This is a genomic window from Vogesella perlucida (genome assembly GCF_979366545.1).
The window spans coordinates 49,388-67,499 of the sequence record NZ_CEETRO010000010.1; the positions used below are offsets into that span (position 1 = coordinate 49,388).

The following is an 18,112-nucleotide window of genomic DNA, read 5'->3' on the forward strand; positions in this document are numbered from 1 at the left end:
CGTTATTTATGGAGTTTTGGTGGGCGATACCTTCGGTATCGCCCCTTTTTTTTGTGCTATTGGCAAGCTGGCCTGATATTTGCTCTTTTGCTTGGTCGATAAAGGATTTGTCACCATGATCAACCACAACAGCACAGCCAATCGCCTGGCGATGGACCCGGAAGCCACGCGGGCCATGAGCGATTTGGCAAGAAAAGACCCCAAAGAGGCAGTCCGGCAAGCGGCTGGCCAGTTTGAGGCCATGCTGATGGGGCAGTTGATGTCGTCCATGCGCGCTTCTTCATTGAGTGATGAAGAAGATAGCCAGGAAATGGATACCTATCGCGGCATGTACGACCAGCAAATCGTACAGACCCTGGTACAGGCCGGTGGTTTTGGCTTGGCCGATGCCTTGTCCGGCTACCTGTTGAAATCCCTGCCGGATGTGCCGGCAGAGATTGCTGCCGACCAGCCGGCATTGCCTGCGGCGCCGGTCATCAGAAAAGCCCTGGACGCGTATGAGGCTGCGGCAGTACCTGCGCAAACAGTAGGCAGTAGCAACGCGCCCTTGTCCGGTAACAAACAGTCGTTTGTCGCCGCCATGCTTCCTCATGCCAGCCAAGCGGCAGCCAAGCTTGGTGTGGCACCAGAGGTACTGGTAGGGCATGCGGCGCTTGAGTCAGGCTGGGGGCAGCGTGCTATTCGCCACCCGGATGGCCGCAATAGCTACAACCTGTTCGGTATCAAGGCGACGCCAGGGTGGAAAGGCGATGTTGTCGCGACCATGACCACCGAGTACGAGGGTGGTGTGGCGCAAAAGCAGATAGGTGCATTCCGTTCTTATCCGTCACTGCAGGCAGCATTTGATGACTATGCCCGTTTGCTGTCAGACAACCCGCGTTACCAGCAGGCGCTGAATCAGGGCCAGAACGGGGCAGGTTTCGCTACCGCCTTGCAGCGAGGTGGTTATGCCACCGACCCGGCGTACGCGCAGAAGTTGCAAGCTGTGATTCGTACCGTTGCCAGTATTTGATGCTTCATTAATTGGCAATGCTGTCGATAAACAGTATTAAGGAGAATTGATATGAGCGGTAGCATTTTCGGTATTGCGGTGACGGGTCTTAATGCGGCCAAGGCAGCACTGGAAACCACCAGCCACAATATTGGCAACGTGAATACGCAAGGCTATACCCGTCAGACAACTACGCAGAAGGCAAGCGACCCGTTGTTTGAGGGGTATGGTTTTGTGGGCACGGGTGCCAACCTGACGGGTGTAAACCGTATCTTCGATCAGTTCACCGAAGGCCAGCTGCGAGACGTGAATGCCAAGGTGGCATCGCTTGATGCGCAGACACAGTCTTTGCAGGATCTTGATAACCTGATGGCAGACTCCAATGCGGGTTTGTCGTCGGTGATTCAAGGCTTTTTCAGCAGTATGCAAACGCTGAATGCCCAGCCATCTTCAACTGCTGCACGCCAATCGGTACTCAGCCAGGCACAGGCGCTGGCTGGTCGTTTTGCGGCCATTGGCGGTCGGGTGGAAGAGCTACGCCAAGGCTTGTCGATACAGGCAAACTCCAGCGTAGAGAGCATTAATGCGTACTCGACCGAGATCGCCAGCATCAACCGGCAGATTGCCACGTTGCAGCAGGGTGCCGGCAGGCTGCCAAACGATCTGCTGGACCGCCGTGATGCCCTGGTGCAGAAGCTTAACGGCATGATCAAGACGGATGTAGTGGTGCAGGATGATGGCAGCTACAGCATTTTTGTTGGCCAAGGTCAGGCATTGGTGCTGGGTGACCAGGCGGGTAAAATGGTGCTGGAGCGCGTAAATCCGGATGATCCGGATGCCATTTCGATTGGTATTTCCATTCCCAACGTTAATGGCACCATTGCCATCGACCCGTCCCGCATGGGTGGTGGCAAACTGGAAGGCATCATGGGCGTGCTGGGGACAGATGTGCGTCGTATCCAGACCGACTTGGGCCGGATGGCGGTAGAGCTGTCCGATGCGTTCAACCGTCAGCACGCTCTGGGTTATGACCTGACCGGCCAGCCCGCAACGGGGGCTTTGTTCTTCGCGGATCTGACTGCCGAGCGTACGGCTGCCGAGGTCACCGGTGCCAGCCCGGACAAGCAGGCGTTCTACATGCGCCAGGCGCTGGACAAGTTTGCCGTAGTTATTGCCGACCCGTCCAAAATCGCCGCGTCATCCGCGTTGCAGGGCAAGAACGTGGCCGACCCGGTGGCCGGCAAACCGAGTATTGCGTCGATCTGGCAAACGGCCAACTTGCATCGCTCAACTACGCCAGCGCTGGATACCAACCCCAGCCTTAGCCAGGTACTGGCCCAGGCCACACCGGCGGTTAGCAGTCTAAACCTGCATTACGACCCTGCCGCGACGGGTGTACAGTTTTCCGTTACCGCTGTGCCGGGCTTGACGATCAGCGCGATACAACTGTCAACCACACAATCAGGTGTGTATGAATTTACGGTGCAAAGCGGCAACGACAAGGTCAATATCCAGTTCAAGCCCGAGGGCGTGTCGACGACGGCACAAGATATCACCCTGAGCACCAAGGTACCGGGCACGCTTGCCGCACAAGACAACGCCAACATGCTGGAAATGTCGCGCCTGCAAACCAAGCCACTGGTGCGGCCAACGCCTACCGCATCGTCCAACCTGGTGCCGCCGCTTAGTGATAAGCCCACCACCAATCTGCAATCCTTCTACGGCCAGATGGTGAGTTATGTGGGTAACCGTGCCAATGTGGCCAATATTGCCCTGACTGCGCAGGAGGCTTCGCAGCAACAGGTGTCACTGAACCGAGAGGAAATATCCGGGGTCAACCTGGACGAAGAAGCGGCCAACCTGATTCGTTTCCAGCAGGCCTATCAGGCGTCCAGCCGCGTGATTCAGGTGGCGCAGGACATGTTCAAGAATTTGCTGGAGCTCCGCTAAGCGGGAGGATAAATCATGCGCGTAAGTAGCAACTCCCAATACATGTTGGGTACCTATGGCCTGCAAACCAAGCAGGCGCAGCTAAACCATTTGCAAGAACAGCTTTCAACGCTACGCAGGGTTGTGCGCCCGTCGGATGACCCGGTAGCAGCAACCCAGGCCGTTTCGGTAGCACAGTCGCAGTCCATGAACGAGCAGCAGATCAAGAACGCGGGTACGGCAGCCAGCTTGCTGGCCATTACCGATACCGCGTTGCAGAGTGCATCGACGACTATTGCCAATATCAAGACCCTGGCTATTCAGGCGGGCAATGGTTCGCTGAGCAACGACAACCGCAAAGCGATCCAGAACGAGATGCGCGAGCGGGTAAAAGAGCTGATCGGCCTGGCTAACACCTCCGATGGCTCGGGCAATTTCATCTTTGGCGGTACGCGCAAAGATGTTGCTCCCTTTGTGCAGTCAGGTGCCGCAGGGGCAATCTACCAAGGGGATCAACAGCGGCAGGATGTGCCTATTGCATCTGGTCGAGAGTTACCCGTCACCGAAGTGGGTAACGATATATTCACACCAGGCTTGTGGACGACACTCACTACGCTCGACGCTGCACTGACATTGGGGCCAAGTGGGTCACCTACCTACAATACAGACTTGCAGGCTGCCTTGTCCGGGCTGGATAAAGGCTTGGCCACGCTACTGGCCGGGCAGGCCAGCGTGGGTGGCCGACAGCAGGAAATCGACTCGCTGCAGCAACTGGGCGAGAGCATGTCTGTGCAGTACGCCAGCCAGATGAGTAACTTGGTCGATCTGGATTTTGCCAAGGCTACGTCGGAGTTCCAGATGGCCATGACTGCTTTGCAGACCAGCCAGAAAACCTATGCCCAGATCGGCCAGCTGACGCTGTTCAACCATATCTGATTCCGCTTTGCGGCCAACCCCTGCTGCCGTACAATAGCGCCCCTCATCACAGGTAGGCGCTATTGTTTTGTCTGCCCTTTACGCGGAGTCATTATGGAACCAGTACGCTTGTCAAAACGCATGGCCGAGATGGGCTTGTGTTCCCGTCGCGAGGCGGATAGCTATATCGAGCAGGGCTGGGTGCGCGTCAATGGCGAGGTGGCAGTGCTGGGGCAGAAGGTGACGCCAGCCGATCAGATCCAGCTGGACGAGCGTCTGGGCAAGGCGCAAGCGCAGCGCGTTACCATCCTGATCAACAAACCCATGGGCTATGTGTCCAGCCAGGCGGAAAACGGCTACCAGCCGGCTGCGGCGCTGATAACGCCGGATAACCATTGGGCCGAAGACAAATCGGGCATCCGTTTTACCCGTGACCATATGAAAGGCCTGGCACCAGCCGGGCGCCTGGATATCGACTCGGTCGGCCTGCTGGTGTTGACGCAAGACGGCCGCGTGGCCAAAGAAATCATTGGCGAGCGTTCGGATGTAGAGAAAGAGTATCTGGTGCGGGTGGAAGGTAACCTGACAGCTGAAGGGCTGAAGTTGCTGAATCACGGCCTGTCACTGGATGGCGATGCGCTGCTGCCGGCCAAAGTCTGGTGGCAAAACGAGGACCAGCTGCGCTTTATCCTGAAAGAAGGCAAAAAGCGCCAGATCCGCCGTATGTGCGAGCTGGTGGGTCTGCATGTGGTCGGCCTGAAGCGTATCCGCATCGGTACCATCATGCTGGGGGATCTGCCTACTGGCAAATGGCGCTATTTGTCGGCAGAAGAGCATTTCTCCTGAGCTGCTTGTGCTCCATCAAAAAGACCCGCTGTTGCGGGTCTTTTTGCGTGTGCTGATCACGGGATCAGGTGTTCCAGATTTTCAACAGAAATGCCGGTCGAACGCCCGCTTCCTTCAAAGACACCGGCTCTGCAATGGCTTGTTCATTGGTGCGGGTATTGCGTGGCAGGGGCTCGCCATACATTTCGCCATTGGCCGAGCGTATGGCTGCCACTTTGGGGTGCTTGGTGTTGCTGTCAGTCGGGCGGTGCGTCACCACGGCAATCTCGTTATTGGCCAGGCGGACAAAGCTGCCAGGCGGATAGATGCCCAATTCTTTGATCAGTAGCGCCACAAAGCGTGGGTCAAACTCGCTGAATTCACCTTTGAATAGCCGCCCTAGCGCAATAGAGGGTAAACGGCCAGCACGATGCGCCTGGGTAACCAGCAGGGAAGTCAGTACATCGGTCAGGCGGATCAGGTGAGCACCCGGATCGATCTCTTCTTTTTTCAGGCCATAAGGGTAACCCGAGCCATTCCATTCTTCGTGGTGCTGTTGCACCAGCAAGTGCCAGCGGTCGTCGTCTACACCCAGGTCACGCAAGATGGCAGATGACAGCAGCGGGTGAGCGTACATGTCCGACTTTTGCAACGCATCCAGCGCAGACTCTTGCTTGCTCAACTCGGTATGTAGCTTGGTGGCAGCAATATTCATGGTGAGGGCGGCGCACAGCAACACCTGCATTTCTTTGACCGGCAGGTTCAGCCGGCGGCCCAGAATACCCAGCATGGCGGCAGTGTGCAGGCTATGCATACTGCCGTAGTCGTTAAACGGTACCAGCAGGCAGGCCGCAATGAGCCCATCGGGTTGCTTTTCGGCCAAGGTCAGCAAGCGGTTGGCCACATGGCTGACTTCATGGCCGAAATGCTGCACATGGAAGTAGCGGTGCAGCAGGCCATTCACTTTGTGCGCCAGTTGATCCAGTTCTACCAGCGGGTTCGGTACCTGGTTCGCCGCCTGGCGACGTTCCTGTTCTTGTCGCTCGCGTTCTTGTCGCTCGCGCCGCTCACGCAGCTCTTTTTCTACCAGTGTTGCCTTGGCTACGTTATCCAGCTGACCGTGGTCGATCAGCTTTTGCTTTTGCTCCGGCGTCAGCACGTAGTGCCCCTGCTTTACCAGCAGCATGCCGCTACGGTGATATACATCCACAGGCAGTTGTTTGCCCACCAGAATCATGTCTGCCGTCAGCTTGCTTTTCTCGGTCATGGCATTCAGGGGTTTACGAGTTATGCATATAAATACAGTGTATCACTTGTCGGCTTATTTATAAGTAGAGCTTCCTGATCGGTGTCGTGCCCACAAGCTGGCCAGGTACTGCGGGCGGATCCCAATCTGTTTTTGGTCAATGGCTTGCAGAATACGGTACTCGTGTACGCTTGCTTCGCGCAGCTGTGGTTTGTTGTATGGCGCACCATCGTTGCGGCGTAAAACAGCAACACAGGGCTCGTCGGCGCGTTCGCGTCGGCTCAGCACGACGCCCATTTCCTGGTTGGCCAGCTGCACAAAACTGCCTGGCGGGTAAATGCCCAGCTCCTTCACCAGTAAAGAAGTGAAGCGGTAATCGAACAGCGCGTTAGCTTCCATGAAGATCTGTGCCAGCGCGGTATTCGGTTTCATGGCAGAGCGGTAGGTGCGCGGCACCAGCTTGGCCGCCGTTACGTCCGCCAGGTGCAGCAGGTGCGATAGCGACTCGATGTTCTCTTTATCAAGCCGGTAAGGATAGCCTTTGCCATCCCACTTTTCATGGTGAGTTTGTACCAGCAGATGCCACAATTCGTCAGTAATGCCCAGTTCGCGCAACATGGCCGACGACAGCAGCGGGTGGCCTTCTATCAGGTTGCGTTGCTCCTGGCTAAGCGGGCTGCTTTGATGGTGCAGGTCATCCATCAGGCTGGCAATCGACAGATTCATGGTGAGGGCTGCCGAAATCAGGCTATTGCGTGGCGATGTATCCAGATCCAGCCTGCGCGTCAGCACCGCCAGAATGATGCCCACATGAATACTGTGCGCGGAGGAATACTTGGACAGTGGCACCAGCAGCAGTGAGGCCAGCATGCCGTCTGGTGCTTTTTCGGTAAAAGCGATCAGGCGGTTGGCAAGGGCGCGTACGCGCTGCTCGAAGCCGCGTGCCGACAGGCCTGCGCCCAGCAGGTAATCCAGGTGGCGTGCTGCATACTGAATCTCTTCGAACGGGCTGAATTCGCCGCTTATCCTGGCCAGGTCGCTCTCTACCGGCGGCAGGGCGCTGGCAGGGTGGGTCATACCCAGGGCGACCAGCCGTTCGCGCTGTTTTTCGTTCAGTACATAGTGCCCCTTGCGTAGCAGCAGCAGCCCGTTGGCCGCATAGATGTCGGCTGGCAGGGTTTCACCTACCTTCAGGATGCGGTCCAGTGGGGCGCTTTGTTCTGTGCTTTGCATGGTGGGCAGAGGCTAATGGGCTGATGGGGGAATTCTGGCACAAATCGGCTACGGTGGCTGGCGTGCGTGGCAATAAAGCGGGCCTGCCTGTACCGAGGTGCGGTTTTTGGCCTGCCACGGCGTGTGGCCGTGGCAGTTTCGCGCTTAGATACCGCGTGGCAGCTCGCTCCACAGTTTTTCCAGGCGCTTGCCGGATACCGGGTAAGGCGTTTTCAGTTCTTGGGCAAACAGCCCCACACGCAGCTCCTCGATGTGCCAGCGGAAGGCCTGCAGTGGCGGCGAAGGTTGGCCGCGTTCGGCTTCCTCTGCCATGCGGGTTTCCCAGCGCGCCCATAGCTCACGGATTTCTGCGCCGCGCTGGCCATCGCGCTGGGCGTTAGTCGGCTGCTTGTCCATGCGCAGGCTCATCGCCTTCATGTAGCGCGGCAGGTGTGGCAGCTGGCTCCAGGGGGTGGCGTACAGAAAGCCTTTGTACACCAGGCGCTCCAGCTGCTGCTTCAGCTCGAACCCCAGCTTGTGCTTTTGCAGCTTGGTGCTGAGCGGGCCGTATTCGGCGGCAATCTGGTTCAGGTAGCCGGTCACTGCCTGGGTGACCGCTGGCAGGCGGGTGCGGGCGCGGGCCTTCTGGTCGTTAAAGGCTTTTTCGCTGCGCGGCACCTCGTCGTCACCGATAAAGGCGCGGTCGCAGATGGCCGCAATGGCGTCCTGCAGCAGTTCGTCCACATTGCACACGGCACGTAGCTGCAGGCCCAGCTGGGTCATGCCTGGCAGGCCCTTGTTCATCTGCTTCATGTGCTCTTTCAGCTGGTACTGCAGCAGTCGGATTACCCCCTTGCGGTGCGCTACGTTGGCCGCACCCTCGGTGTCGAACAGGCGGATGGCCACGTGCTCGCCCTTGGCGTCGGTTTCGATGGTGAGCGCCGGGAAACCGGTAAGCTGCTGGCGGCCCCGGGCAAACTGTATCGCCTGCGGCAGCTCGCCAAAGTCCCAGGCTTCTACGTGGTCGCGCTCGAATTCGGCGCTGGTGTCACGGAAAGTCAGCTGCGCTGCCTGGCCAAACTGTTTTTGCAGTGCCAGGAGGTCGCGGCCCATGCCGATTTCCTGTTTGCCGTCGTCCACAATGCGGAAGTTGAACAACAGGTGCGCTGGCAGCTCGATGGCGTCAAAGGCCAGCGGGTCTACCTTCACCCCGCCGGTGTGGCGCAGGATGAAGTGCGCCAGCTGCGGGCCGATCGGCTTGCCGGTGTCCGGCTCGGTCAGCAGGAACTGGGTGACAAAATCCGGTACCGGTACGCAGCTGCGGCGTAATTGCTTGGGCAGGCCCTTGATCATGGCCTGCAGTTTTTCGCGGATCATGCCCGGCACCAGCCATTCGAACTCGGCCGGCTGCAGGGTATTGAGCACCGCCAGCGGCAAGTCGATGGTGACGCCATCCAGCGGGTGGTTCGGCTCGAAACGGTAGCGCAGGCGGCAGCGGCTTTCGGCCAGCTCGCGCCACTCGGGAAACTGGTTTTCCGAGACGTGCTCGGCAGCGTGGCGCATCAGTTCCTCGCGGGTGAGGAACAGCACTTTCGGGTTGGCCTGCTCGGCGGTTTTGCGCCAGGCTTCAAAGCTGGCGGCGTCTACCACGTCGCTGGCAATGCGCTCGGCGTAAAAGGCGTAGAGCGCTTCCTCGTCTACCAGCACGTCCTGGCGGCGCGCCTTGTGTTCCAGCTGCTCTACCTCGCGAATCAGCTGCTGGTTGCGCTGGAAGAACGGCGCATTGCTCACGTATTCCATGGCCACCAGTGCGCCGCGGATAAACAGCTCGCGCGCTTCTTCGGGGGCGATGCGGCCATAGCTTACCGGGCGGCGCGCTATTAGTGTCAGGCCAAACAGCGTCACCCGTTCGCTGGCTACTACCTCGCCGCGGGCTTTTTCCCAGTGCGGCTCAAAGTGATGCAGGCGGATCAGGTGTGGCGCCACTGCCTCGACCCATTCCGGCTCGATCTTGGCCACACAGCGGCCGTACAGTTTGGTGGTTTCTACCAGCTCGGCCACCACGACCCACTTGGGGCGCAGTTTTTTCAGGCCGGTACCGGGAAACACCAGAAAACTGCCGCCACGGGCGCCGGTGTAATCGTCGCTTTCCTGCGATTTCATGCCGATATTGCCGATCAGGCCGGTTAGCAGCGCCTTGTGCAGCCTTTCGTAAGCCACGGTGTCGGCCTGGGCGCGTTTCTTGGCGCTGGTTTCCAGGTTGGTCTGCACCGGGGCCGGGGCGTGGGCTTTATCCTTGTCGATCAGGCCCAGCTCGGCGGCAATGTCGACCAGCTGGGCATGCAGCTCGCGCCACTCGCGCATGCGCAGGTGGGACAAAAAGTGCTCGTGGCACAGGTTCACCAGCTGGCGGTTGCTTTGCTTGTTGGCCAGTGCGTCGGCAAAGAAGTCCCACAGGTGTAGCCAGGACAGGAAGTCGGACTTTTCGTCGTTAAAGCGGGTGTGCGCGCGGTCGGCGGCCTCGCGTGCCTCGAACGGCCGCTCGCGCGGGTCTTGTATGGACAGGCCGGCAGCGATGATCAGCACCTCGCGCACGCAGCCAAAATCGCGCCCGGCCAGCAGCATGCGGCCAACCTTCGGGTCCACCGGAATACGCGCCAGCTCCTTGCCCACGGCGGTGAGTGCCAGCTGTTCGTCCACCGCGCCCAGCTCTTGCAGCACCTGGTAGCCGTCGGCAATCAGGCGGCTGGAGGGCGGCTCGATAAAGGGGAACTGGTCTACCACGCCCAGCTGCAGCGCGGCCATGCGCAGGATCACGGCAGCCAGGCTACTGCGCACGATTTCCGGGTCGGTAAACGCGCTGCGGGCGTTAAAGTCGGCCTCGTCGTACAGGCGCACGCAGATACCGGCTTCTACGCGGCCGCAACGGCCAGCGCGCTGGCGGGCCGCGGCCTGGGAGATTTTTTCTACTTGCAGCTGCTCTACCTTGGCGCGCGGGCTATAGCGTTTGATGCGCGCCAGGCCGGTATCGATCACGTATTTGATACCCGGCACGGTCAGCGAGGTTTCCGCCACGTTGGTGGCCAGCACGATACGGCGCCCGCCGGAGGGCTTGAAGATTTTCTGCTGGTCTTCGTTGGACAGGCGGGCAAACAGCGGCAGGATCTCGTAGTGGCGGATGCCGCTGCGGCGCAGCTTGTCAGCGGTGTCGCGGATTTCGCGCTCGCCAGGCAGGAAGACCAGGATATCGCCAGCGCCGTGGCGCGAGATTTCGGACACCGCCTCCACGATGGCGTCTTCCATCTCCATTTCGCGCTCGTCTTCGTCGCGCTGCTTCAACGGGCGATAGCGCACCTCTACCGGGTAGGTACGGCCAGAGACTTCGATCACCGGCGCGTTGTTAAAGTGGCGGGCAAAGCGGTCGGCGTCGATGGTGGCCGAGGTAATGATCACTTTCAGGTCGGGCCGGCGCGGCAGCAGCTGCTTCAGGTAGCCCAGCAGAAAGTCAATGTTGAGGCTACGCTCGTGCGCCTCGTCAATGATGACGGTGTCGTAGTTGCTTAGGTAGCGGTCGGTTTGCGTCTCGGCCAGCAGGATACCGTCGGTCATCAGCTTGATGACGTTGCGCTCGGACTGTTTGTCGTTAAAGCGCACCTTGAAGCCGACGTGGGTGCCCAGCTCGCTGCCCAGTTCCTGCGCGATACGCGTGGCCACCGAGCGTGCGGCCAACCTGCGCGGCTGGGTGTGGCCAATCAGACCGTACACGCCACGGCCCAGCTCCAGGCAGATCTTGGGTAGCTGCGTGGTTTTGCCGGAGCCGGTTTCGCCGCAAATGATCACCACCTGGTTGGCCGCAATGGCCGCCTTGATGTCATCCAGCTTCTGGTTTACCGGCAGCGCATCGTCAAACGTTGGCCGTGGCAGGTGCTCGGCGCGCGTAGCTGCGCGGCTGGCAGAGCGGGCGATTTGCGCGGCGATGTCGGCCAGCAGCTTGTCGGCAGGCTGCTGTTTGCGCACGCGCTGTTCGGCGTCCTGCAGCTTGCGTTTCAGGATGTGGCGGTCGCGAATCAGGCAGGTGGAGAGGGCGGCTTTGAGTTCGGGCAGGGTGGGGGTGGTCATGCGGGCTTAAAGAGCAAAATTCGACAAGGCGGCAGTATAACAGAGCGCAGGCAGCAAAAAGCCCGCCTAGGCGGGCTGGTTGGCTTGGTGCCGGGTGGCGTCAGGCGCTGGTGTTGATGCTGGTTTGTGCTTTGCCGGTGTCGGCGCTGTCGGCTTTCTTCAGGCTGACGGCGTCGCTAGTAGGAATGCCTTCTTTTTCCCAGCGGTCGAACTCGGCCATGATCACCTTGCGGGTGTCTTCGCTGATCTGTGGCAGCTTGCCGCCCAGCATTTTGGCGGCATCATCAAAGCCCTTTTCTACTGCCTTGCGGAAGGTGGCCAGCTTTTCCGGGTCGTCCCCCATACCGATTTTGGCGAACGTCAGAATACGCTCGGCGGTTTTGCGTACGCCGAACTCGCCGTCCTCGGAAACGGCCTCCTTGGCCTTGGCGATGGTTTCGGCGTCGGCGCTGAGCTTTTGTTCACCGCTGACCAGCTTGCTCCACTCCAACCCCTGTTTTTCTACCATGCCGCCCAGTAGCTGCATGAACTCGTCTACCTTGCGGTTGGATTCGTCCAGCATGCTTTGCAAGTCCGGCTTTTCTTTGGCGGCGGTTTTGCGTGGGTCGCTGTAGGTCTGGGCTTCGTCTACCGTGCGCTGGCCTAGCGCCACGGTTTCCTGCGGGGTGCTGCTGCTTTGGCTGGCAGCGGGGGTATTATTGGCAGGCGCGCTGGCAGGAAGGGGCGGGCGGCTGCCGATGCTGCTGATGTCCATGGTGGCTCCAGTCAGAATATACGGATAGGCATCTGCTTTATCGACTGTTTTGGCCAGAACATGAAGCCTATTCTGATGGTGCACTTTTAAAAGCTACTTTTATGACTGCAACCAGCATTCTTGATAAGATGATGTAATATTTACGGATGACTCCGCAGTGCCAGGTGGTGCGTCAGCTGGCGGGCGGTATCTGCATTGGATGGCATCATTTCTTTACTATGCCTTTCAAATGGGATGGTAAACTGTAAATATATGTTTACTTATCTGTTGTCCTCTGGAGTTTGGCGTGTCCTTATCGCATACCGTTGAAAGCATTGTGTCCAGAAATGTCCTGTGTTGCCCGCCTACCATGTCGGTGGCCGAGGCTGCACGCGCCATGTGTGATGCCTTGTGCGGCTCGATTGTGGTAGTGGATGCACAAGGCGAGCCGGTAGGTATCTGGACCGAAACCGACGCCATCAGGCTGGACTTGCGCCAGGACGATATGGCCAGCCAGTGCATGGGGGCGGTGATGAGCGCCCCGGTACTCGGTATTGCCCTGGACTGCCCGCTGCAGGATGCCACCCGGGTACTGATGGAAAACAATGTCCGCCACCTGATTGTGCGCGATGAAGCCGGCCGCATGGTCGGGGTGGTGTCGGCCACCGATATTCTGCTGAATCAGGATGCCGAGCTATTTTTGCGCATGAAACGGCTGGATAGCCTGGCACGTGAGTCCCTGGTGGTGATTTACGCCGAAGCGCCAGCAGCAGAAGTGATGCAATGCATGCGCGACTTCTCGGTAGAGGCGCTGGCGGTGCGCTACCCCGATGGCAGCTGGGGCATCATTACCCGCCGTGACATGGTGCGCTTCCTGGCGCAGCCAGACGAAACACGCTGTGCCGCCGACCTGGCCAGCTACCCGCTGCGCTCGGTACCGGCTGGCATGACCTTGTTGGCCGCACGCAAGGTGTTCATGGAGTACCAGATACGCCACCTGGGTGTGGAAAGTGAAGAAGGCAAGTTGCTGGCCATCATCAGCATGGCCGACATTCTGGCGTCTATCGAACAAGAATATTTGTCCGAGCTGCGTGCGGTGCTGCGCGAGCGCGACGAAGCGCTGTTGCGCTCACGCGAGAGCCTGCAGCTGGCCGACAAGGTGTTCGAGTCCACCATGGAAGGCATCCTGATTACCGACCCGAACGGCGTGATCCAGTCGGTGAACCCTGCCTTTAGCCGCATCACCGGCTACAGCCGCGACGAGGCGGTGGGGCAGACCCCGGCACTGCTGAAATCCGGCCGCCAAGGTGAGGATTTCTACCAGCGCATGTGGGGCCAGCTCAAGCAGCAGGGCATGTGGCAGGGCGAGGTAGTCAACCGCCGCAAAAGCGGCCTGCTGTATACCGAGCATCTCACTATTACCGCTATCCCGGATGGCCATGGCGGTGCCCGGCATTACGTAGCGGTGTTCACCGATATTACCCAGCGCAAGCAGGCCGAAGAGCGGCTGCATTTTCTGGCCAACCACGACGCACTGACCGGCCTGCCTAACCGCACACTGTTTGGCGAAAAACTGCAGCTGGCCGTGGAGCGGGCCATCGAGCAGGAGCAGCGCCTGGCGCTGATTTTCATCGATCTGGACCGCTTCAAACTGATTAACGACACGCTGGGCCACCAGGCCGGTGACGAGCTGCTGGTGAAAATCGCCTGCCGCATCCAGAACCAGCTACCGCCGGGCGCGGTAGCGGCCCGCCTGGCGGGCGACGAGTTCACCATTCTGCTGTCGGGCATTGCCCAGCCGAATAATGTGGCCAGCCTGGCGCAAGCCATGCTGGATAATATTACCGGTGAGGTGGTGCTGGGGGCGGGTAACAAGGTGTTTGTGTCAGCCAGCCTGGGTATTGCCATGTTCCCCGATGATGGTAATACCGCCGAAAGCCTGCTGGTGAATGCGGATGCCGCGATGTATCGCGCCAAAAGCCGTGGCAAGAATACCTTCCAGTTTTACACCGCCGACATGAACGCCAGTGCCATGGCGCGGCTCAAGCTGGAGTACAGCCTGCATCGCGCGCTGATGAAGCAGGAATTCCAGGTGTGGTACCAGCCTAAAGTAGAGGTGGCCAGTGGCCGCCTGGTGGGCATGGAGGCGCTGATACGCTGGCAGAGCGCGGAGATGGGCATGGTGCCGCCTGCCGAGTTCATTCCTGTGGCCGAAGAATGTGCGCTGATTGTGCCGCTGGGTAGCTGGGTGCTGCAGCAGGCCTGTCGTTTCAGCAAGGCGTTGCTGGACGATTTCGGCTTTCACGGCCGAGTGGCAGTAAACCTGTCCGGGCGCCAGCTGAAATTCGGCCAGATTGTGGACAGTGTGCGCGAAACCCTGGCCGATACCGGCTTGCCGGCAGCCTGTCTGGAGCTGGAAATGACCGAAAGCACGGCCATGGATACCGACGTGGAGGTGATGAAAGCACTGGAAGGGCTGCGTGATATCGGCGTGACACTGGCGATTGACGACTTTGGCACCGGCTATTCCTCGCTGGCCTACCTCAAGCGCCTGCCGGTGCAGGTGCTGAAAATCGACCGCTCCTTTATCAAGGACCTGGATCACGACCGCGACGACGCGGCCATTGCTTCGGCCATTATTTCCATGGGCCGCAGCCTGGGGCTGTCCATTGTGGCAGAAGGGGTGGAGCTGCCGGCGCACCGCGATTTTCTGCAGGCCGAAGGCTGCCACATGGCGCAAGGCTATCTGTTTGGCAAGCCCATGCCGGCAGAGGCGTTCCGCAGCATGCTGCAGGCCGAGCTGGCGCGCTAGGCTTACGCAGTGGCGGGCGCAAAAAAGCCGATGCATGTGCATCGGCTTTTTGCTTGCAGGTTGGCCGCATGCGGCCAACCCTGTGCGCGTAGGGCTTAGCCGCCGATCTTGTCGCGGCCACCCATGTACGGGCGCAGCACTTCGGGGATCGTCACGCTGCCGTCGGCGTTCTGGTAGTTTTCCAGTACCGCCACCAGCGTACGGCCCACGGCCAGGCCGGAGCCGTTCAGGGTGTGCACGTAGCGGTTTTTGCCGTCCGCGTCCTTGAAGCGCGCCATCATGCGGCGTGCCTGGAAGTCGCCCATATTGGAGCAGGAGCTGATCTCGCGGTAGGTGTTCTGTGCTGGCAGCCAGACTTCCAGATCGAACGTCTTGTGCGAGCCAAAACCCATGTCGCCGGTGCACAGCGCCATCACGCGGTAGGGCAGGCCCAGCTGCTGCAGAATCACTTCGGCGTGGCCGACCATTTCGTCCAGTGCGGCAAACGAGTGGTCAGGGTGGGCGATCTGCACCATTTCCACCTTGTCGAACTGGTGCTGCCGAATCAGGCCACGGGTATCACGGCCGTAAGCGCCGGCTTCGGAACGGAAGCAAGGCGAGTGGGCGGTAAATTTCAGTGGCAGCTCGTCGTGCTTCAGTACCGACTCGCGCACCATATTGGTCATGGTGATTTCCGAGGTGGAAATCAGGTATTGCGCCTGGGCAGCGGCTTCGCCACCGCGCTCTACGCGGAACATGTCTTCGGCAAACTTCGGCAGCTGGCCGGTGCCGTACAGCACATCGCTGTTCACGATGTACGGGGTGTAGGTTTCGCTGTAGCCGTGCTGTTCGGTGTGGGTGTTCAGCATGAACTGCGCCAGCGCGCGGTGCAGGCGGGCAATGTCGGCGCGCAGCACGGTAAAGCGTGCGCCGGACAGCTTGGCGCCGGTTTCGAAATCCAGGCCCAGCGGTGCGCCCACGTCGACGTGGTCTTTGATGTCGAAATCAAAGCTGCGCGGGGTGCCCCAGCGGCGTACTTCCACGTTGCCGCTTTCGTCACTGCCGGCCGGTACCGACTCGTGCGGCACGTTCGGGATGGTCAGCAGCCAGTTGTCCAGGCGGCTTTGCACGGCGGCAAAGGCCTCTTCGGCGGCTTTCAGCTCGTCGCCCAGCGAGGCAACCTGCGCCATGATGGCGGACACGTCTTCGCCGTTTTTCTTGGCAATGCCAATCTGCTTGGAGCTGCTGTTGCGCTGGGATTGCAGGTCCTGCATGCGGGTTTGCAGGGCTTTGCGTTCGGCTTCCAGGCTGTTGAAAGCGTCTACTTCCAGTGTGTAGCCACGGGCGGCCAGGCGGGCCGCCACTTCATCGATATTGCTGCGCAGCAGTTGAATGTCCAGCATGTTTCAGTCCTGTTTCTTGGTATTGGCTTCGTCATCCAGCTGGCGTAAAAAGGCCAGCTTGTCGGCAATCTTGCTTTCCAGCCCGCGTGGTACCGGCTCATACCAGCGCACGTCTTCCAGGCCTTCCGGCATATAGGTTTCGCCCGCCGCGTAGGCGTGCGGCTCGTCGTGGGCGTAGCGGTATTCGTGGCCGTAGCCCAGCTCTTTCATCAGCCGGGTAGGCGCATTGCGCAAGTGTACCGGTACCGGGCGCGAGCTGTCGCCTGCCACGAAGGCGCGGGCAGCATTATACGCCATGTAGCCGGCATTACTCTTGGCCGCTATGGCCAGGTAGATCACCGCCTGGCCCAGCGCCAGCTCGCCCTCGGGGCTGCCCAGGCGCTCGTAGGTGGTGGCGGCGTCGTTGGCGATCTGCATGGCGCGCGGGTCGGCCAGGCCGATGTCTTCCCACGCCATGCGCACAATGCGGCGCGCCAGGTAGCGCGCGTCGGCGCCGCCGTCCAGCATGCGCGTTAGCCAGTACAGCGCTGCGTCGGGGTTGGAGCCGCGTACTGATTTGTGCAGCGCCGAAATCTGGTCGTAGAAGGCATCGCCGCCTTTGTCGAAACGCCGGGCGTTGACGCTGAGCACTTCGGCCAGAAAGGTGCTGTCGATGCGGGCGGTCTTGCGCGCCAGCGCGGCGGTGCGGGTTTGTTCCAGCAGGTTCAGGAAGCGGCGGGCGTCGCCGTCGGCGTAGCCGGTCAGGGCGGCGCGGGCGTCGTCGTCAAATACCAGGCCATCCAGTGCACCGTTGGCCGCAGCGCGGTCGAACAGGGCGTGCAGGTCGGCTTGGGTCAGCGGCTTGAGCACGTAGACCTGGGCACGCGACAGCAGCGCGGCGTTGACTTCGAACGAGGGGTTTTCGGTGGTGGCGCCAATAAAGGTGAGCAGGCCGGATTCCACAAACGGCAAAAACGCATCCTGCTGGCTTTTGTTGAAGCGGTGCACTTCGTCAACAAACAGAATGGTGCGCCGCCCGCTGCGTTGCAGCGTGGCGTGGGCGCGCTCTACCGCTTCGCGGATGTCTTTTACGCCAGACAGCACGGCAGACAGCGGGATGAACTCGGCGTCGAAAGCACTGGCCAGAATGCGCGCCAGTGTGGTTTTGCCCACGCCGGGTGGCCCCCACAACATCATGCTGTGCGGGACTTGTGCCTCGATGGCCATGCGCAGCGGTTTGCCAGGGCCAATCAGGTGCTGCTGGCCGATCACGTCGTCCAGTGTGGCGGGGCGCAGCGCCTCGGCCAGCGGCTTGTGCGGCTCGCGTGCAAACAGGTCCATGTCCTTACTCGCTGACCAGGTCTACACCCTTGGGTGGGGTAAAGCTGAAGTTGGCCGCAGGCAGCGCCGGGTTTTTCTTGATGTCGCTAAAGCGGATGCGGGTCTGGTTGCCAAAGCTGTCGCCCAGCTCCATTTCTACCAGCTGGTTGTTGCTGAAGCCCATCTTGATGGATTCAAAGGTGTTGTCGGCCTTTTTGGGGCTGGCAGCCAGCCATTCCACGTCGGCTTGCTTGCCCATTTCGCGCAGCAGGTAGTCACGCTCGATGGCGTTGCTGCCGGCCAAGAGGGCGGCCGGGCTGCTGCCCAGTGCGCCGGCCTGTTTGCGTTTGGTGATTTGCGCCAGCTCTTTGTCGTAAATCCATAGCGTATTGCCGTCGCCCACGATGAGCTGTTCAAACGGTTTGCTGTACGCCCAGCGCAGTTTGCCGGGGCGCTGCAGCTCCATGATGCCGCTGGCGGTTTCCTGTTTTCCCTTGCTGCTTACCGTCTGGCTAAAGCTGGCAGACAGGGTTTTGGTGCTGCTGACAAACTGTTTGAGCTGGGCAATGGCCGCGGCGTGGGCCGGGGTGGCGAGGGCAAGGCAGAGCAGGGCGCTGGCGATGGTTTTCATGGTGTTCCTTGTGGGGAT

Annotated in this window: 12 protein-coding genes; 5 read left to right on the forward strand and 7 right to left on the reverse strand. The window is 60.1% G+C overall.

Annotated elements, in window-relative coordinates; all coding sequences use genetic code 11:
* The first annotated feature begins 115 nt into the window (after positions 1-115).
* The 4 genes from flgJ (at position 116) to ACZ9XP_RS14530 (ending at position 4,681) form a co-directional block, all read left to right on the forward strand.
* On the forward strand, positions 116-1,012 hold the full coding sequence (gene flgJ / locus ACZ9XP_RS14515) for a flagellar assembly peptidoglycan hydrolase FlgJ (RefSeq protein WP_465188664.1): 897 nt from the start codon (positions 116-118) through the stop codon (positions 1,010-1,012).
* A gap of 51 nt (positions 1,013-1,063) precedes the next feature.
* A complete protein-coding gene (flgK, locus tag ACZ9XP_RS14520) occupies positions 1,064-2,941 on the forward strand; it encodes a flagellar hook-associated protein FlgK (RefSeq protein WP_147684192.1) in 1,878 nt (625 codons plus the stop codon).
* A 15-nt stretch (positions 2,942-2,956) separates the two neighbouring features.
* Positions 2,957-3,856 carry a flagellar hook-associated protein FlgL gene (flgL, locus tag ACZ9XP_RS14525; protein ID WP_147684190.1) on the forward strand — a complete coding sequence of 300 codons (900 nt, stop codon included), beginning with the start codon at positions 2,957-2,959 and terminating at the stop codon, positions 3,854-3,856.
* A gap of 93 nt (positions 3,857-3,949) precedes the next feature.
* Positions 3,950-4,681 carry a pseudouridine synthase gene (locus ACZ9XP_RS14530; RefSeq protein WP_147684188.1) on the forward strand — a complete coding sequence of 244 codons (732 nt, stop codon included), beginning with the start codon at positions 3,950-3,952 and terminating at the stop codon, positions 4,679-4,681.
* A gap of 64 nt (positions 4,682-4,745) precedes the next feature.
* On the opposite strand, the gene ACZ9XP_RS14535 is transcribed toward ACZ9XP_RS14530, so the two are convergent.
* The 4 genes from ACZ9XP_RS14535 to ACZ9XP_RS14550 all read right to left on the reverse strand — a co-directional run bounded on the left by ACZ9XP_RS14535 (position 4,746) and on the right by ACZ9XP_RS14550 (position 11,991).
* Positions 4,746-5,927, reverse strand: a complete 1,182-nt coding sequence (locus ACZ9XP_RS14535; protein ID WP_147684186.1) for an HD domain-containing phosphohydrolase — start codon at positions 5,925-5,927, stop codon at positions 4,746-4,748.
* 54 nt (positions 5,928-5,981) lie between these two features.
* The gene (locus tag ACZ9XP_RS14540; RefSeq protein ID WP_147684183.1) at positions 5,982-7,139 is read right to left on the reverse strand and encodes an HD domain-containing phosphohydrolase; all 1,158 of its coding nucleotides are present in this window, start codon (positions 7,137-7,139) and stop codon (positions 5,982-5,984) included.
* A 144-nt stretch (positions 7,140-7,283) separates the two neighbouring features.
* Positions 7,284-11,237 carry an ATP-dependent RNA helicase HrpA gene (hrpA, locus tag ACZ9XP_RS14545; RefSeq protein WP_465188665.1) on the reverse strand — a complete coding sequence of 1,318 codons (3,954 nt, stop codon included), beginning with the start codon at positions 11,235-11,237 and terminating at the stop codon, positions 7,284-7,286.
* A gap of 100 nt (positions 11,238-11,337) precedes the next feature.
* Complete coding sequence (locus ACZ9XP_RS14550; RefSeq protein ID WP_465188666.1) at positions 11,338-11,991, reverse strand: hypothetical protein; 654 nt, start codon at positions 11,989-11,991, stop codon at positions 11,338-11,340.
* 286 nt (positions 11,992-12,277) lie between these two features.
* Here ACZ9XP_RS14550 and ACZ9XP_RS14555 point away from each other — a divergent pair, with 286 nt between their 5' ends.
* Positions 12,278-14,782: an EAL domain-containing protein gene (locus ACZ9XP_RS14555; protein ID WP_147684177.1), complete on the forward strand. Its 2,505-nt coding sequence runs from the start codon at positions 12,278-12,280 to the stop codon at positions 14,780-14,782.
* A gap of 95 nt (positions 14,783-14,877) precedes the next feature.
* On the opposite strand, the gene serS is transcribed toward ACZ9XP_RS14555, so the two are convergent.
* From serS to lolA, 3 genes are read right to left on the reverse strand one after another with little or no spacing between them, the layout of a single operon-like run.
* Positions 14,878-16,164 (reverse strand): serine--tRNA ligase, encoded by a 1,287-nt coding sequence (gene serS / locus ACZ9XP_RS14560; protein ID WP_147684175.1) that lies wholly within the window; start codon positions 16,162-16,164, stop codon positions 14,878-14,880.
* A 3-nt stretch (positions 16,165-16,167) separates the two neighbouring features.
* A complete protein-coding gene (locus ACZ9XP_RS14565; protein WP_147684173.1) occupies positions 16,168-17,484 on the reverse strand; it encodes a replication-associated recombination protein A in 1,317 nt (438 codons plus the stop codon).
* Between the two features lie 4 nt (positions 17,485-17,488).
* Complete coding sequence (lolA, locus tag ACZ9XP_RS14570; protein ID WP_147684171.1) at positions 17,489-18,094, reverse strand: outer membrane lipoprotein periplasmic chaperone LolA; 606 nt, start codon at positions 18,092-18,094, stop codon at positions 17,489-17,491.
* Positions 18,095-18,112: the final 18 nt, after the last annotated feature.

Coding starts and splice junctions, on each gene's coding strand:
- ACZ9XP_RS14550 (WP_465188666.1), bottom strand. CDS start 11,991: ATGGACATCAGCAGCATCGGCAGCCGCCCGCCCCTTCCTGCCAGCGCG.
- flgK (WP_147684192.1), top strand. CDS start 1,064: ATGAGCGGTAGCATTTTCGGTATTGCGGTGACGGGTCTTAATGCGGCC.
- ACZ9XP_RS14530 (WP_147684188.1), top strand. CDS start 3,950: ATGGAACCAGTACGCTTGTCAAAACGCATGGCCGAGATGGGCTTGTGT.
- flgJ (WP_465188664.1), top strand. CDS start 116: ATGATCAACCACAACAGCACAGCCAATCGCCTGGCGATGGACCCGGAA.
- serS (WP_147684175.1), bottom strand. CDS start 16,164: ATGCTGGACATTCAACTGCTGCGCAGCAATATCGATGAAGTGGCGGCC.
- hrpA (WP_465188665.1), bottom strand. CDS start 11,237: ATGACCACCCCCACCCTGCCCGAACTCAAAGCCGCCCTCTCCACCTGC.
- ACZ9XP_RS14565 (WP_147684173.1), bottom strand. CDS start 17,484: ATGGACCTGTTTGCACGCGAGCCGCACAAGCCGCTGGCCGAGGCGCTG.
- ACZ9XP_RS14535 (WP_147684186.1), bottom strand. CDS start 5,927: ATGACCGAGAAAAGCAAGCTGACGGCAGACATGATTCTGGTGGGCAAA.
- lolA (WP_147684171.1), bottom strand. CDS start 18,094: ATGAAAACCATCGCCAGCGCCCTGCTCTGCCTTGCCCTCGCCACCCCG.
- ACZ9XP_RS14540 (WP_147684183.1), bottom strand. CDS start 7,139: ATGCAAAGCACAGAACAAAGCGCCCCACTGGACCGCATCCTGAAGGTA.
- flgL (WP_147684190.1), top strand. CDS start 2,957: ATGCGCGTAAGTAGCAACTCCCAATACATGTTGGGTACCTATGGCCTG.